At 38.8% G+C, this 14,654-nt stretch carries 13 protein-coding genes; 5 read left to right on the forward strand and 8 right to left on the reverse strand.

From position 1 onward, the window contains the following. Positions 1–198: 198 nt before the first annotated feature. The 5 genes from AC2SLP_RS01135 to AC2SLP_RS01155 form a co-directional block, all read right to left on the reverse strand. Entirely contained in the window at positions 199–1,347 is a 1,149-nt protein-coding gene (locus tag AC2SLP_RS01135) for an aminotransferase class V-fold PLP-dependent enzyme (protein WP_486534779.1), read from the reverse strand. 472 nt (positions 1,348–1,819) lie between these two features. Beyond that, on the reverse strand, positions 1,820–2,290 hold the full coding sequence (gene bfr / locus AC2SLP_RS01140; protein WP_486534780.1) for a bacterioferritin: 471 nt from the start codon (positions 2,288–2,290) through the stop codon (positions 1,820–1,822). A 95-nt stretch (positions 2,291–2,385) separates the two neighbouring features. Then, positions 2,386–2,862 (reverse strand): bacterioferritin, encoded by a 477-nt coding sequence (gene bfr, locus AC2SLP_RS01145; RefSeq protein ID WP_486534781.1) that lies wholly within the window; start codon positions 2,860–2,862, stop codon positions 2,386–2,388. A 657-nt stretch (positions 2,863–3,519) separates the two neighbouring features. Further along, on the reverse strand, positions 3,520–3,729 hold the full coding sequence (locus AC2SLP_RS01150) for a (2Fe-2S)-binding protein (RefSeq protein WP_486534782.1): 210 nt from the start codon (positions 3,727–3,729) through the stop codon (positions 3,520–3,522). A gap of 649 nt (positions 3,730–4,378) precedes the next feature. Then, the gene (locus tag AC2SLP_RS01155; protein WP_486534783.1) at positions 4,379–5,020 is read right to left on the reverse strand and encodes a thiol:disulfide interchange protein DsbA/DsbL; all 642 of its coding nucleotides are present in this window, start codon (positions 5,018–5,020) and stop codon (positions 4,379–4,381) included. Positions 5,021–5,630: 610 nt separating this feature from the next. On the opposite strand from AC2SLP_RS01155, the gene ubiG reads away from it, so the two are divergent. The 4 genes from ubiG to AC2SLP_RS01175 all read left to right on the forward strand — a co-directional run bounded on the left by ubiG (position 5,631) and on the right by AC2SLP_RS01175 (position 8,741). Then, positions 5,631–6,512, forward strand: coding sequence for a bifunctional 2-polyprenyl-6-hydroxyphenol methylase/3-demethylubiquinol 3-O-methyltransferase UbiG (ubiG, locus tag AC2SLP_RS01160; protein ID WP_486534784.1), 882 nt, complete (start codon positions 5,631–5,633; stop codon positions 6,510–6,512). 62 nt (positions 6,513–6,574) lie between these two features. Next, positions 6,575–7,282 (forward strand): HAD family hydrolase, encoded by a 708-nt coding sequence (locus AC2SLP_RS01165; protein ID WP_486534785.1) that lies wholly within the window; start codon positions 6,575–6,577, stop codon positions 7,280–7,282. A 104-nt stretch (positions 7,283–7,386) separates the two neighbouring features. Then, positions 7,387–8,163, forward strand: a complete 777-nt coding sequence (locus AC2SLP_RS01170; RefSeq protein ID WP_486534786.1) for a YciK family oxidoreductase — start codon at positions 7,387–7,389, stop codon at positions 8,161–8,163. A gap of 311 nt (positions 8,164–8,474) precedes the next feature. Then, on the forward strand, positions 8,475–8,741 hold the full coding sequence (locus tag AC2SLP_RS01175; RefSeq protein ID WP_486534787.1) for a DksA/TraR family C4-type zinc finger protein: 267 nt from the start codon (positions 8,475–8,477) through the stop codon (positions 8,739–8,741). 83 nt (positions 8,742–8,824) lie between these two features. Here the strand turns inward: AC2SLP_RS01175 and ompR are convergent, their stop codons facing one another. Then, positions 8,825–9,571 carry an osmolarity response regulator transcription factor OmpR gene (gene ompR, locus AC2SLP_RS01180; RefSeq protein ID WP_486534788.1) on the reverse strand — a complete coding sequence of 249 codons (747 nt, stop codon included), beginning with the start codon at positions 9,569–9,571 and terminating at the stop codon, positions 8,825–8,827. Between the two features lie 361 nt (positions 9,572–9,932). Between ompR and AC2SLP_RS01185 the strand changes: the two genes are divergently transcribed. After that, positions 9,933–12,440 (forward strand): Tex family protein, encoded by a 2,508-nt coding sequence (locus AC2SLP_RS01185; RefSeq protein ID WP_486534789.1) that lies wholly within the window; start codon positions 9,933–9,935, stop codon positions 12,438–12,440. 41 nt (positions 12,441–12,481) lie between these two features. Here AC2SLP_RS01185 and AC2SLP_RS01190 read toward each other — a convergent pair whose 3' ends face one another. Together AC2SLP_RS01190 and AC2SLP_RS01195 are read right to left on the reverse strand one after the other, a co-directional pair. Beyond that, positions 12,482–12,625: a hypothetical protein gene (locus AC2SLP_RS01190; protein ID WP_486534790.1), complete on the reverse strand. Its 144-nt coding sequence runs from the start codon at positions 12,623–12,625 to the stop codon at positions 12,482–12,484. Between the two features lie 627 nt (positions 12,626–13,252). Next, entirely contained in the window at positions 13,253–14,545 is a 1,293-nt protein-coding gene (locus AC2SLP_RS01195) for a saccharopine dehydrogenase family protein (protein WP_486534791.1), read from the reverse strand. Positions 14,546–14,654: the final 109 nt, after the last annotated feature.

The raw sequence follows: 14,654 nt of genomic DNA on the forward strand, positions 1-14,654 counted from the left end.
TAAAAAATAACCGCCGCCAGTTCCATATTTGAATGTTCAACAGACCCTAATGATTGACAGGCCAAAAAACTGAAAACTTAGAATAAAACTAATCAATAAAAACTAAAGAATAAAAAACGCCAACATAACGTTGGCGTTTTTATTTAGAATTATTTTATCGCTATATATTTATCGCTATATAAAAGTTAAGCTAAATGTTTATTTAGTAGGTTGAACTTTATCTAATACAGTCTCGAAGCGTTCAACAGCCCCATCAACGTCCGTTAGCTTGTCTAATCCAAACAAACCTAAACGGAAGGTTTTAAAATTATCAGGCTCGCCGACTTGTAGTGGAACACCTGCTGCAATTTGCATACCTTGCGCGGCGAATGCACGACCCTTATGCATATCATCATCATCGGTATAGCACACTACAACGCCTGGCGCTTCAAAACCTTCAGCCGCCACACTTTGTATACCGCGATCATCTAATAAGTCACGAATGCGATTACCAAGCTCCCACTGAGCCTCTCGTAACGTCTCAAAACCAATCTCTTTGGCTTCTAACATCACATCACGGAACATACGTAGCCCATCAGTTGGCATAGTAGCATGATAAGCATGACCGCCATTTTCATAAGCACGCATAATGGTTAACCACTGTTTCAAGTCTAGACTAAAGCTATCTGATTCAGTCGCTTCTACTTGAGCAACAGCTTTTTCACTTAGCATAACCAAGCCAGCGCAAGGGGTGCTACTCCAGCCTTTTTGCGGTGCAGAAACGATGACATCGATTCCCAACGCTTTCATGTCTAGCCATATACACCCTGATGCAATACAATCGATGACTAATAAGCCATCAACACTATGTACAGCATCTGCCAACTGCTTAATGTAATCTTCGGATAAAATCATACCTGAAGAGGTTTCAACATGCGGCGCAAATACCACAGCTGGCTTGTTTTTTTTAATTTGAGCCACAGCCTCTTCGATTGCGACTGGGGCAAATGGCTTTGGACTGTCCTCGCCTTCACCTTCATCGACTTGACGTGCTTTAAGTACTGGCACTGAGCGCGCGATATTGCCTCTTTCAAGAATTTGAGTCCATCGATAGCTAAACCAGCCATTACGTATGACCATACAATCTTTATCAGATGCCAGTTGACGGGCAATGGCTTCCATACCAAACGTACCTGAACCGGGAACAATAGCTACCGCATCCGCTGCATAGACTTGCTTTAGATTACTCGACAAATCATTCATTACTTGTTGAAAGACTTTCGACATGTGGTTTAAAGCACGATCGGTATAAACCACCGAATATTCTAACAAACCATCTGGATCAATATCTGGGCGTAATGCAGCCATACCTACTCCTTAATTTATAAAAAATTTATTAGGGCGTGTCCCTATGTGGATTATGAGTCTAAAAATGAGATAGATTTTTGTCAAACACATGTAATTCTGAAGATAATATAGTCATATTAGCTAGAAATCAGACTCAGTTTGGCGAAAATATAGCCATTTTTAGACCATAAATTATTTCATTTGCACATAGGGACAATAGGGACACGCCCTAATACCAATATAATACTATACCCAAGTATACCCTTAAGTGTATATAGAGTAAAAAGAGTTAACCTGATGATATGACATAACTTTAGGCATAGTATTGCGTACTAGAATATTGCTTATTCAAATGTGCAATTAAACATAATGATAATGCGAAACAATAAATTTCATCTATAAGCCACAAAAAAACCAGCCCTTAGGCTGGTTTTAAAATCTCTTTTAGCTTAAATAGAATCTTTTAGCTTAAATAGAGTGATTTTATTAGTTGTTAGTCATCCATTTTTTCTTGGATATAATTCTCAATACCAACTGCTCTGATGAGGTCTCTTTGAGTATCTAACCAGTCAATATACTCTTCGTTACCATCTTTAAGATCGAGCAATAACTTACGAGACACGTAATCTTTGTATTCTTCACAAAGCGTAATAGCATCTTTTATAGTGGCGAACTTTTTATCTTCTAAACGATCATCACAATCGATAATTTCAGCCACATCTTCACCAATCATAAGCTTGCCGTAGTCTTGCAAGTTTGGCAAACCACCAAGTAGTAAAATACGCTCAATAAGATCATCTGACCATTTCATTTCACGGATAGATTGTTTATAAAAAACATCATTGAGCTCTTCAATGCCCCAATGCTTTGAAATACGCGCATGCAAAAAGTATTGATTAATAGCAATCAATGACTGCCCGAGCACCTGATTCAATACTTGTATTACTTCTTTATCACCTTGCATAATTATCTCCTACATCTTAAATCGAATATTACGTATACTTTGCAGACTTTATAGTTAAAGTACTATTAAAGATATAAATCACTGATAAATAGCGATTAATCTATATCTCCGATTTGACTTTGTAGGTAATTTTGAAGACCAACCATGTCTATTAAACGCAGCTGTTGTTCTAACCAGTGAGCATGATCTTCTTCCGTATCTTCAAGTTGCTCAACCAACATATCGCGCGTCACGTAATCTCGCTCTTGCTCACATAAAGCAATCCCTTCTTTTAAATGCTTTTGGACCTGATATTCTAGATCTAAATCAAGCTGTAGCATTTGCGGCACATTATCGCCGATATTGATGTCATCTACCGTCATATCTGGCGTGCCGTTTAGCATTAATATACGACGAATAATGGCCTGTGCATGATGGGTCTCGTCATGCATCTCATGATGGATACGTTCGTATAGCTTACCGTAGTTCCATTCACCGTACATTTCAGAATGAATGAAATATTGATCACGAGCTGCAAGCTCACCACCAAGTAAGAAGTTTAAATATTCGATAACTTTTTGACTACCTTGCATAATATTTATCCAGATCTATAAAGTTAAATTTGATGTATGAAAGTCGCACGAAGCGATTTCTTATATAGTAACAAATATTTATAGGTGACGATGTTCTTTTATGAACTGAGAACGAAGTGTTAATAGCTAATGAGAATCAGTAGCACTTAATGTATTGAAACTTAAAGGGTTTTTATATATTAGTTATCATAGTGCTAATAATTTTTAGATCTAATAAGTTTTAGAAACAACTAATTTTAGATACAATTAATTTTAGAAACATCAAGATATTTAGTCGAACAAAGGATTAATAAGGAATTGGCTCAGTTATTGTCAGCGAACTACTAACCGGTTATGGCGTAAACCTCGCTATGCCTACATGAGTAGTTTTTGATGAGTAGTTTTTGATGAGTAGTTTTTGATGAGTAGTACTTGATAAGTAGTACTTGATGAGTAGTTCTTGATGAGTAGTACTTGCGCTCGGTTACCTTGACGCCATTTTATAATTCTCTGACTATAGGTAAAACTAAAATGAGCATAGAATTAATATTTTGCATAAACTTAATAGGACATAGGCTTGGATCGTAATACCAATTAATAGCATTACTAATAAGTATATTTATGAGTATTTATAAGAGGATTAGCGAATCATACTGGCTTTAATTGAACTGGCTTGAACTAAACTGCATAGGCGAGCTGGTTAACCAAACTGGTATTCACCTGATCAGCATGATGTTCTTCAAGCAAATCATTCACCATAGGTTCACAGCATCCGCAGCAATTGGTCACATCAAGCGCCGTTTGTAATGCTTGCAACGTATCTAAACCCGAAGCCATCGCCGCCTTAATTTGACGGTCTTTAACATCATGACATATGCAGACTATCATCGTCTTATCCCTCTTTGAATGTCACAGCACGCTAAAACTTTATAATTGAGGTGAGCTGAACATTTAAATTAGCTATTAAGTATATTGATGGTTAGAAATTTAGTTTTCAGCAAATTTGTCGTCAGTAGACTTAACAGTAAATTGATTAAATGTTAGGCTGCCTACCAATCAACAATAATATGAACAATCTTATAAATAAGCGCATTTATACTATCATCTATACTATTATGTTGAGCTATATCGTTCAGTAGGACAGCCTAACGACTCTTTTGGAGTAATAACTATCATAACGATAATAGTTCTTATTTACAATAACTTTTTTAGAGATTTTTATAGAAAGTTGATAAGCATATATCACCATAAAATATTTTTAGTAAATTCATACAGTTAGGATTTTTTTATTTTAGAAATTATTCAATGCAGACGACTTATAGACCTAATCTTGCGTATGAATGCCAAATTTATACGAATAAATACTAAAAAACTTAACTCATAATTTCGACGACTCCTATCACTCACTATCTTAATGGCACATAGCCATCTTTATTCTGAGCACAAAAAATGAACCCAAAAAAAAGACCAAGTGGCCTTGGTCTTTTAACATCTTATTTAGTAAACATGTAGCGACTACTAGTTTAACAGTATGGGACTACTGACCTGCTTTCATATCAGCGCGTACTTCTTTTACCAAATAGTCCACAACCTTAGGAACTTTGGCACTCTCACCTTGCACGACATATTTACCATGCACAACGACTGCCGGAACGCCTGTCAATTGATAACGCTTCGCACCGGCTTTTGAACGGCCGATCTTGGTGCTTACTGCAAAGGAGTTGTACAAGCTATTAAATTTATCTTGATCAACACCTTGGCTTGCGTACCATGTTGACAATGAGTTTTGATCAAACAAACGCTTGTTGTCCTTATGAATGGCATCAAACAACTTATCATGCGTTTGATCTTGATAGCCCATCAGTTGAGCCGCATAAAATCCGCGAGCATTTGCTTCCCATGTCGGGTTTAGTGCTGCAGGAGACTCTAGGAAAACAACATCATCAGCTTTTGTTTTCGCCCATTTTTGCATATGAGGGTTTAGATCGTAGCAATGCGGGCATCCATACCAAAAAAACTCTCGAACAATAATTTTATCGCCATTTATTTCTTCAGGATTATCTAGAACCACATAATCCTTACCAGCAGTATACTCTGCTGCCATCGCAGGTAGTGAAACCAGACCTACGACCGCTGCTAAGGAGGCTATCGCAAAGCCTCGTTGAGAATAGAACTTCATTTTATTTCCTTTAAAAGATTTGTTAGATGTCTTTTGTTTAATGTCTTTTGTTTGATGTCTATAAATTATCTATATTTATAAATAGTTAAAGTCAGAGCTATCTATGAATAAGCCACATTATATACGCCATAACTTGATAGCACATCAGTAAATTTAAGTTGTCACTCAAACCGTCATTTAATCAACAATTTAAAATGTAGAGTAATGATACCGTATTTTATATCATAATGTGAACCGTATGCCTTTCTATAAAGTTAACACACCGTTCAACAAGCGTTATCTATCTTTCAATCGTCATCAATCTATTAATACTGAACTATATGCCTTCTAAAGCTGATAGTTATTCTACAATTGACAGTTATTCATGCCAAAATTGATATTAGATACGTAAGTTATCTTGTCTCAATCGTAGCAAATTATTATCAAAGATGCCCTACTCCAATATGCGTGGTAATATAGGCTTATCATTAAATTTTAAACATTAAATATTAGACTTAAAAATTACGAGAACGCCAGTAAACACATTTTTTGCAACATAATTGCTGAAAACATAATGTATTAACGTCTTTTATTTAAACCTTTATCACAAATTCAAAAGTTAGGACAGCACATGGCTATGACGAACTCAGAGGTAACCACAAATACTTCTAAAGCAGAGCACCAATTGTCTTCATCTAACACCACTCATCAACAATATACTGATACACAAGAAGAGAACAATCGTGTATCTAGTAACAATCTAGATATAAGCGACAGTACTGATATAGGCGACAATGTAGATATGAGTGAAGTTGGCAAGTTTACTCAACTTGCCAACCAGTGGTGGGACAAACAAGGTGCATTTGCAACCTTACATCATATTAATCCACTACGTTTAAACTGGATTGAAGAGAATGTAACCCGTTATATGGACAGTGGCCTTACGGGTAAGACCGTATTAGATGTGGGGTGCGGCGGTGGTATTTTAACTGAGTCAATGGCGCGCCGTGGTGCTAATGCTACAGGTGTTGATTTGGGCATCGAGAACCTAAAAGCTGCCACTGTGCATGCTGAACAGAGTGGTTTGGATAACATACTTCGCTATAAGCATATTGCGATTGAAAAGCTAGCAGCGCAAACGCCTGAGACCTATGATGTGGTTACTTGTATGGAGATGCTAGAGCATGTGCCTGATCCAAGTCAGATTGTAAAAGCCTGTTATGACTTGTTGAAGCCAGGCGGCGTTTGTGTACTTTCTACTATCAACCGTAATCCTAAATCTTATCTTTTTGCCATTATAGGCGCAGAATATGTATTAAGACTACTTGACCGTGGCACCCATGATTATGCCAAATTCATAACCCCTGCTGAGCTTGATAAAATGGCTATTAATGCAGGTTTTGAACGTCAAGATTTGATCGGCTTACATTACAACCCGATTACCAAACGCTATTGGTTGGCTCAGAATGTAGACGTTAACTATATGATGGCCGTAGTTAAACCAGAACACTAAATATTCAATACGCTATCTCCTAAATTCGTTATCTCGCTAATATATAATTTAAGTAAATATTTATGTCAATAAACTACGTTAAAGCTGTGCTATTCGATTTAGACGGTACTTTGATTGATACCGCGGTAGACTTTATTCGAATTATTAATGAAATGTCTAAACAAAATGGGTGGCAAGTACCACCTGATGATGCTATCCGCGAGCAGGTATCTGCTGGCGCCGGCGCCATGGTTACGCTTATGCTCAAATTTAATAATCAGCCTATCACGGATGAAAACGTTCAAACTTACCGTCAGCAGTTTTTGGATGAGTATGAGGGCAACATCTGTGTCGACAGTCGTGTGTTTGATAAATTAGAGCCGTTACTAAGTTTTTATGAAGCAAATGATACGCCGTGGGGCATTGTCACTAATAAACCGCGTTACCTGGCATCAAAGCTGTTAGATATTCTAAACTTAAGTGAGCGCTGCTCTGTCCTGGTATGTCCAGACGATGTACGTAATACCAAACCTGACCCAGAACCTATGCATCTTGCCTTAGAAAAGCTTGAACTACCGCGTGGTATTGCCAGCAGTGTGATTTATGTCGGTGATCATATCCGAGATATTCAAGCGGGTACAGCGGCAGGCATGACCACTGTGTTAGCAAGTTATGGCTATATTCCGCCTGAAGATAAAGAAGATTTGAACGCTTGGGGTGCAGATTATATTGTGCATACTCCTGAAGAATTGGTTACATTATTGCGCTCTGACGTCTTTGACTATTTGTAAGCCTAATTATCTATAAGCTTATTTGCATATAGCTCTATTTATCGCTGCACGCTCGCTTATTTAACCTTATTTTTAATTATAATTTATCTTAAGACAAACTTCTTATGACTCAAACACCCTTATCTCATGATCAAATTCGCAATTTTTCACCTGAACCCAATTGTCTTGACGGAAAAACCATATTAGTCACTGGCGCCAGTGACGGTATAGGACGTACGGCTGCGCTGACGTATGCAAGATATGGTGCTACCGTCTTACTGCACGGTAAGACTCTTAGTAAATTAGAAGCCGTATATGATGAAATTGAAGCCAATGGCGGCAAACAACCTGCCATCATGCCTTTGGATTTTGAAACTGCCACTTATAGCGATATGCAGCAGCTGGCTAATTTGATTCAAACTGAAATTGGTGAATTGCATGGGGTTCTACACAATGCAGGCATTTTAGGTGCGCTAACACCGCTTGAGATGTATGATGTGACAACGTTTGAACAAGTTATAAAGGTCAACACAACCGCTGTATTTATGTTGACTCAGGTACTATTACCGCTACTTAAAGATGTTGATAATGGGTCAATCATATTTACCAGTAGCTCAGTTGGCACACAGCCTCGTGCATTTTGGGGAGCTTATGCATTATCTAAGCAAGCGGTAGAAGGAATGAGCGACATTTTTACTCAAGAAACACATAAGACTACCAGCCTACGTTTTAACTGTATTAACCCAGGAGGTACGCGTACCAATATGCGTGCGCATGCCTATCCAGGTGAGAACCCCATGAGTCTAAAAGCGCCCGAAGATATCATGTCAGGTTATGTTTGCTTAATGAGTGACGCAAGTATTGGTGTGCGTGGTGAAGTAATCGCGCTGCAGCCTAAATAGCAAGCCGTCATATCATTCAAAAAGAGCGAAAACAAAAAGAGCAAAAAGTTAAACACTTTTCGCTCTTTTTTTTCGGATTTATTCTATATCAAAGCTCAAATCAGCCTATCGAGGTAACGCGCGCAAATACTACTTAGTATATTCAGCGAGTTTGACAAAGATAAATTATTTTTAAGAATTAATATTGTTCTTATAGAGTAATACAACTTTTGAGCCTTCGTTGCCGACCTTGATACACTCTTGCAAAGCCCCAATGTATATAGAATGACACTAATAAATCGATAGCAAAATAAATATCGAAGGAGTATATTATGGCTGGAGGATGGGCGCGAGATGGCGCAGAACATGAACAGATGGATGCTACTGTCAGTGATGGATTGGCGCGTGCACGACGGGCATTACCTACTGGTGTGAGTCTAGAGTTTTGTGATGAATGCGGTGAACGCATTCCAGAAGCACGCAGACAAGCTCTGCCCGGCGTTCAGCATTGTGTTGGCTGCCAAAGCGAACTTGAAGCAGAAAACAAAGCTCAAGAATTATTTAATCGCCGTGGCAGTAAAGACAGTCAACTTAGATAGCTTATAATTTAGATAGCTTATAATAAATATGCCGGTTTGCTTGAATCTATAGTACAAATACTTAACTACCTTAGAGTCATGCACTAAGCATCTTCTTCATCGGGAACGAATACATACCCTACTCCCCACACCGTTTGGATATATCGCGCTTGCGATGGGTTGTCTTCAATAAGACGGCGCAATCTTGAGACCTGAACATCAATTGAACGCTCCATAGCGCCCCATTCGCGGCCGCGTGCAAGATTCATTAATTTATCACGAGTCAATGGCTCGCGAGGGTGCTGTACCAATGCTTTTAAAACAGAGAACTCACCCGTTGTTAACGTCACTACATTGCCATCACGTTTTAGTGTGCGGGTAGATAAGTCTAGTGTCCAAGGGCCAAATTCGACCACTTCAACTTGCTGAGAGGGCGCACCAGGTAGCTCTCGACTATGACGACGTAAAACCGCTTTGATACGCGCTAATAGCTCTTTAGGGTTAAATGGCTTAGGTAAATAATCGTCGGCGCCTGCCTCTAGTCCTGCAATTCGATCACTATCTGAACCCTTAGCCGTCAACATAATAATAGGGATGTCACTATTATCCTCACGTAAGCGTTTGCAAATACTAATCCCATCTTCTCCTGGCAACATAAGGTCAAGGACGATAAGAGAAAATAGCTCCCGCTGCATCAGTTTGTCCATCTGACTGCCATCGTGAGCGGTACGCACGACGAATCCATCATCTTCTAAAAATCGCTGCAACAATGAGCGCAGTCGTGCATCATCATCGACCACTAATATACGATGGGTTAAAGAATCTGTAATATTGATTTTATTGTCTGACATATCCTTTCCTATTGCGTTTATAGTTGTTGACTTACTTACTGTATCGCTAGCTCTTCAAGTTGTTTATTAAATATAAAATTGATTGGAAGGTAAAATATAAATTTAGAAAATTCGTCGTACTTGAAAATAACCTTTTAATTTTTATGAGTCATTCTGAACCAATCTGAACAATTCATAATCGCTACTCTCCAGTGTATAAGATTGTGGGAAAAATAACATACCTATTAGATAGTAAAGCTGTATGTGTTTGTTAATAAATACGCTTAATGATGATAAAATTCATATTAATCAGTAAAATCGTTTTTATTAAGCCAGCTTTTGCTATAATGCGAGCCTAACTTATCAATTTTTCGATGCGGATATGAATCAAACCGATACTAATAACTCAAACTCTTCTTCTAGCCAAAATACCTCTGCACTTACAGCTGACGTTATCGCTAACATTCATAACAAGCTTGCTAAAGATTTAGGCATCAAGCCTGCCCAAGTTAACGCTTTCGTGAAGCTTTATGATGAGGGCGCCACCGTGCCGTTTATTGCCCGATATCGTAAAGAAAAAACGCAAGGTTTGGATGACAGTCAGTTACGTGCCCTAGAAAAGGGGTTAAATTATGAACGTGATATGGCAACCCGCCGCGCTAAGATATTGGACTTACTTGAAAGCCAAGGCAATTTGACGGCTGCGTTAAAAGCTCGTATAGACAATGCAACGTCTAAGCTTGAGCTTGAAGACATATATCTTCCTTATCGTCCACGCCGTCGCTCTTTATCGGCTAAAGCGCGTGCTGCTGGTCTGGATAGTGTCGCTAATGACCTTCTTGATAATGAAGTTACGCCGCTTGACGCGCTGAGTAAATACACATTACCAGAAACCATTGCCGATGAAACTGGTAGCGTCATTGATGTTGATTTTTCAGATACTGAAAAGAAGCTGGCGGGTGTTGAAGCGATCATTATTGATAACTGGACACAACAGCTTGAGCTTTTGGATTCATTACGCACAGGCTTTGCTAAAACAGCCACTATTAATTCAAGCTTAGCTCATGAAGATAAGCGTGAGGTGGGTGAGAAATTTTCAGATTATTTTGAGCACAGTGAAAACTTATCACGCCTTCCTAATCACCGATTGCTCGCCATGCTGCGTGGACGCCAAGAAAACGTTTTAGTACTCAAAGTAGATGGCGAAGATACGCCTTTTATCGAAAAAATTATCAGCTACTTGCAAATAGACGCCAAGCAACCAGATGCACGCCGCGAATTTTTATTAGGTGCAGCAAGAAGCTTATGGAAAGACAAGTGGCGTCCTCATCTAGAACATCGATTACTAACTGAGAAACGCCTAGCCGCGGAAGCGAATGCTATCGATGTCTTCGCAAACAACTTGAAACATCTATTAATGGCAGCACCTGCTGGCCGTAAAGTCATACTTGGGGTAGATCCTGGTATTCGTCATGGTGTTAAGATGACTGTTATAGACGCTCAAGGCCATGTTATGCAAGATAACGAAGGCAATGCCGTTACCGCCACTGTCTATCCATTTGCACCCGATAATAAAATGAATGAGGCCAAAACAACTATCTCAGAGCTGCTTAAGACCTATGATGTTGAGCTAGTAGCAATCGGTAATGGCACAGCAAGTCGTGAAACTGATGCGATGATTAAAGAGCTTATCGCAGAGGATAAGGACATTAAAGCCACGGCCGTAGTGGTTAATGAGTCTGGTGCCTCCGTATATTCAGCAAGTGAGCTTGCTAGCGAAGAGCTTGCCGACCTAGACGTTTCTGTACGCGGCGCTGTCTCTATCGCTCGACGCTTACAAGACCCCTTATCAGAGCTGGTTAAGGTAGAACCAAAAGCCATTGGTGTTGGTCAATATCAACACGATGTTAACCAAACCCAATTGTCAGATAGTTTAGATAAAGTGACTCAAGATAGTGTAAACGCGGTAGGTGTTGACGTAAATACTGCCAGTCCAGCTATTTTGGCGCATATTGCGGGTTTAAATCGAAATGTTGCACAACAAATTGTTAATTATCGCAAAGAGCATGGCGCTTTTAGCAACCGTGAGCAGTTAAAAGGGGTACCAAGATTAGGTATCAAAACCTTTGAACAAGCCGCTGGATTTTTGCGTATTCGCGATGGTGAAGAGCCTTTAGATGCTACAGGGGTCCACCCAGAAAGCTATCACTTGGTGAAGGAGATATTACAGAAGTCTGGTAAAGACATCTCTGAGGTTTTGGGCAATGATAGTATTATTAATACATTACCCACCGATAACTTAGAAGCTGCCAATGATGACAACATTAGCATTACAGCGATTAAACAAGAGCTTGCAAAACCTGCACATGACCCACGCCCTGAATTCAAGACTGCTCAATTTAATGACGATGTAAACAGTATCAAAGATTTAGAAGAAGGTATGGGGCTTGAAGGTGTGGTCACTAATGTCACAGGTTTTGGCTGCTTCGTTGATGTGGGCGTTCATCAAGACGGTTTGGTCCACATATCAGAAATGGCCAATGACTTTGTGGAAGATCCAATTAACTTGGTAAAACCAGGCGATATCGTCAATGTACGTGTCATCTCTATCGATGAGAAGCGCAATCGTATTGGATTTAGCATGAAATCAGAGGATGCTGCTTCTAAAGGCACCGTTGAAAAGCGTCCAAAGCCCCAAGCGACTCGCACTGACAAACCTGTACGCCGTGGCAAACCTAAGTCATCAAATCGTAGCAGCAGTGGACGCTCATCAAATGCCCGTTCAGATAAGTCTAAGCAGAATAAATCCGCTAAACCTACCACTGATACTAATAAAATCGGGTCATTGGGTGCGCTACTTAAAGAAGCAGGACTTAAGAAAACAAACTAAGTGCTTGATTCTGACTTCTTTAAGCTGGTCGTAAATACCAGCTAAGAGTTAAATTGCATAAAAAAGACAGCTTGTTCATAGCTGTCTTTACCATGGTTATCAGTGGTCACGGCTGCGTTGACAGAGCTTGCAAATACAGCAGCGCCTGACGCTAAAATTGTTGCTGTTAAAATATTCAATTTCATAATTAATCCTCTATAGTTTTAATCGTTAGAGCAGGTATTATATGAATAAAAAGCATACTACTAGTGTCATGCCTTTGTTGTAACCCCTCCTTTAAAGCGAATAATTCAACAGCTATGAATCTTTGAATTAAACCTAGCAATAAAATCAATATAGATTAAGTAGCGATATTCTCTGTAGATGAGCGTACTATGATTGATTTATAGACAAATTATTATAGGTATATTTTATACGTACAATAACAGCAATATCTTTAAGAGCTAAATGATAGAATAAAGGTATTATTTTGATAAGGATGTTTTAATACTCTTACAAATTGTTGTTTTATGTACATTTGTTTGGAATTTTAAAAGATTATTTAAACTGAATGACTCATTCGTGTCATAAAATATCGTATTAAAATCAATGCCCCATTCGATGCATAAACCCTTTTAAAACTATATATAATTTAATAAAGATGAAAACAGAAGTTAGTAGGTAAACTAATAATTAATCAAAGTTGCCATAAAAAAAGACTGCTAAATAATTAACAGTCTTTAATGTGAATTATAATATTAGCCCGCGTTACAATAGATACTTCAAATTATGACTACTATCTAACATAGCTAATATTCAGGGGCTGTATTAAGCTATGAGGAAAGCTTGGTAAATTTAATACCAGCATGCGCCTGTAACCTATCAAGTAATGCTGTGCCCATAGCAGACGCCGGTGTCCAAAACCCACCGGTTACATCATCCCTGGATATGTCTTGCGCTAAGCATAGCGCACTTTGTGACAACATCTGGCAAGTACTACCATAACCCGGGTCTTTGTCACCTGTAACCTTTGTACGTATCTCATCCCCTTGATTGGTCTTACCAAAGAAGCGTACATCGAAATAACCGTTGTCACGTTCATCTTTGTTAGGGCCTTCACCAGATTGAGGTAAAATCTTATTATTAATGATGTCGCGAGTCGGCTCAAATATAATACCTGCTGAAAATCCAGCAAGTCCTGCAACCAAACCATAGCTCATTAGTCGGCCTTTGAGTCCAGACGGCATCCACATCGCTTCATCATATTTGAAATCTCTGCCATATTCGTAATCACGTAACTGATTACTGCGGTGTACAATACGTGTGTTTATCGACTCCATAATAAAAGGAGCGAGCCAGCGATCATTCTTTTCATCAAACTCTGGCATTTTTATACTGCTTTGGCGAACATTAGGACGCTCAGGATCGTCATTTAAGACATAAGGGTTGGCGACCAATTTACGTGTCTTTTTATTGGTTCCCACTTCTTCAAGTATCGTTGAAATCGAAGCAAAAGTACCACCAGACAAACCCCCTTTAGCTGCTTTAACTCGCATATGGATGGTTTCACAGGGTTGATCGAATGTATCTTCTGCACATTTTTGAGTAAACAAAACTCCTAAATCAGAAGGTATCGAATCAAATCCACACGAGTTGACAATCCGTGCTCCTGATTCTTCAGCAGCGTCTTGGTATTTGTCCATCATTTGCTTAATGAAAATGGCTTCCCCGGTTAAGTCGACATAATCAGTGCCATTTTCAACACAGGCTTTAACCAAAGGTTCACCATATTTCATATATGGCCCAACGGTAGTAATAATGACCTTGGTTTGAGTAACCATCTCTTCTAAGCTTTTGGGATCTTCACTGTCCGCAATAATAACTTGTACGTTGTCGTTTTCAATGTCTTTTTTAACTTGTTCAAGCTTGTCAGCGTTTCGTCCAGCTATCGCCCACTTTACCTCAGGCTTATTAGTATCTTTATTCTGTTCATCTTTGGATAAAAAGTTATTTAAGTATTCGGCTGTTAATTTGCCAACAAAACTTGTTGCGCCATATAAAACCAAATCAAACTTTCTATTCGAATTACTGTCGTTCGAATTACTGTCGTTATTTTGAGTATTCATCTTCATGCATCCTTTTTATATTACGTTTCGTTCCCAGTTATAAATTCTATGTATTCTATCTATATTCTATTATTTATCTGTTTAACTTATTTAATAGCCAATTTATATA

It is taken from the genome of Psychrobacter sp. CX21, assembly GCF_057396255.1.

Excerpts from the sequence above, each read along its gene's own strand:
- bfr (WP_486534780.1), bottom strand. The coding sequence starts at position 2,290 with ATGCAAGGTGATAAAGAAGTAATACAAGTATTGAATCAGGTGCTCGGG.
- bfr (WP_486534781.1), bottom strand. The coding sequence starts at position 2,862 with ATGCAAGGTAGTCAAAAAGTTATCGAATATTTAAACTTCTTACTTGGT.
- AC2SLP_RS01165 (WP_486534785.1), top strand. The coding sequence starts at position 6,575 with ATGTCAATAAACTACGTTAAAGCTGTGCTATTCGATTTAGACGGTACT.
- AC2SLP_RS01195 (WP_486534791.1), bottom strand. The coding sequence starts at position 14,545 with ATGAATACTCAAAATAACGACAGTAATTCGAACGACAGTAATTCGAAT.
- AC2SLP_RS01190 (WP_486534790.1), bottom strand. The coding sequence starts at position 12,625 with ATGAAATTGAATATTTTAACAGCAACAATTTTAGCGTCAGGCGCTGCT.
- ompR (WP_486534788.1), bottom strand. The coding sequence starts at position 9,571 with ATGTCAGACAATAAAATCAATATTACAGATTCTTTAACCCATCGTATA.
- ubiG (WP_486534784.1), top strand. The coding sequence starts at position 5,631 with ATGGCTATGACGAACTCAGAGGTAACCACAAATACTTCTAAAGCAGAG.
- AC2SLP_RS01170 (WP_486534786.1), top strand. The coding sequence starts at position 7,387 with ATGACTCAAACACCCTTATCTCATGATCAAATTCGCAATTTTTCACCT.
- AC2SLP_RS01175 (WP_486534787.1), top strand. The coding sequence starts at position 8,475 with ATGGCTGGAGGATGGGCGCGAGATGGCGCAGAACATGAACAGATGGAT.
- AC2SLP_RS01185 (WP_486534789.1), top strand. The coding sequence starts at position 9,933 with ATGAATCAAACCGATACTAATAACTCAAACTCTTCTTCTAGCCAAAAT.
- AC2SLP_RS01155 (WP_486534783.1), bottom strand. The coding sequence starts at position 5,020 with ATGAAGTTCTATTCTCAACGAGGCTTTGCGATAGCCTCCTTAGCAGCG.
- AC2SLP_RS01135 (WP_486534779.1), bottom strand. The coding sequence starts at position 1,347 with ATGGCTGCATTACGCCCAGATATTGATCCAGATGGTTTGTTAGAATAT.
- AC2SLP_RS01150 (WP_486534782.1), bottom strand. The coding sequence starts at position 3,729 with ATGATAGTCTGCATATGTCATGATGTTAAAGACCGTCAAATTAAGGCG.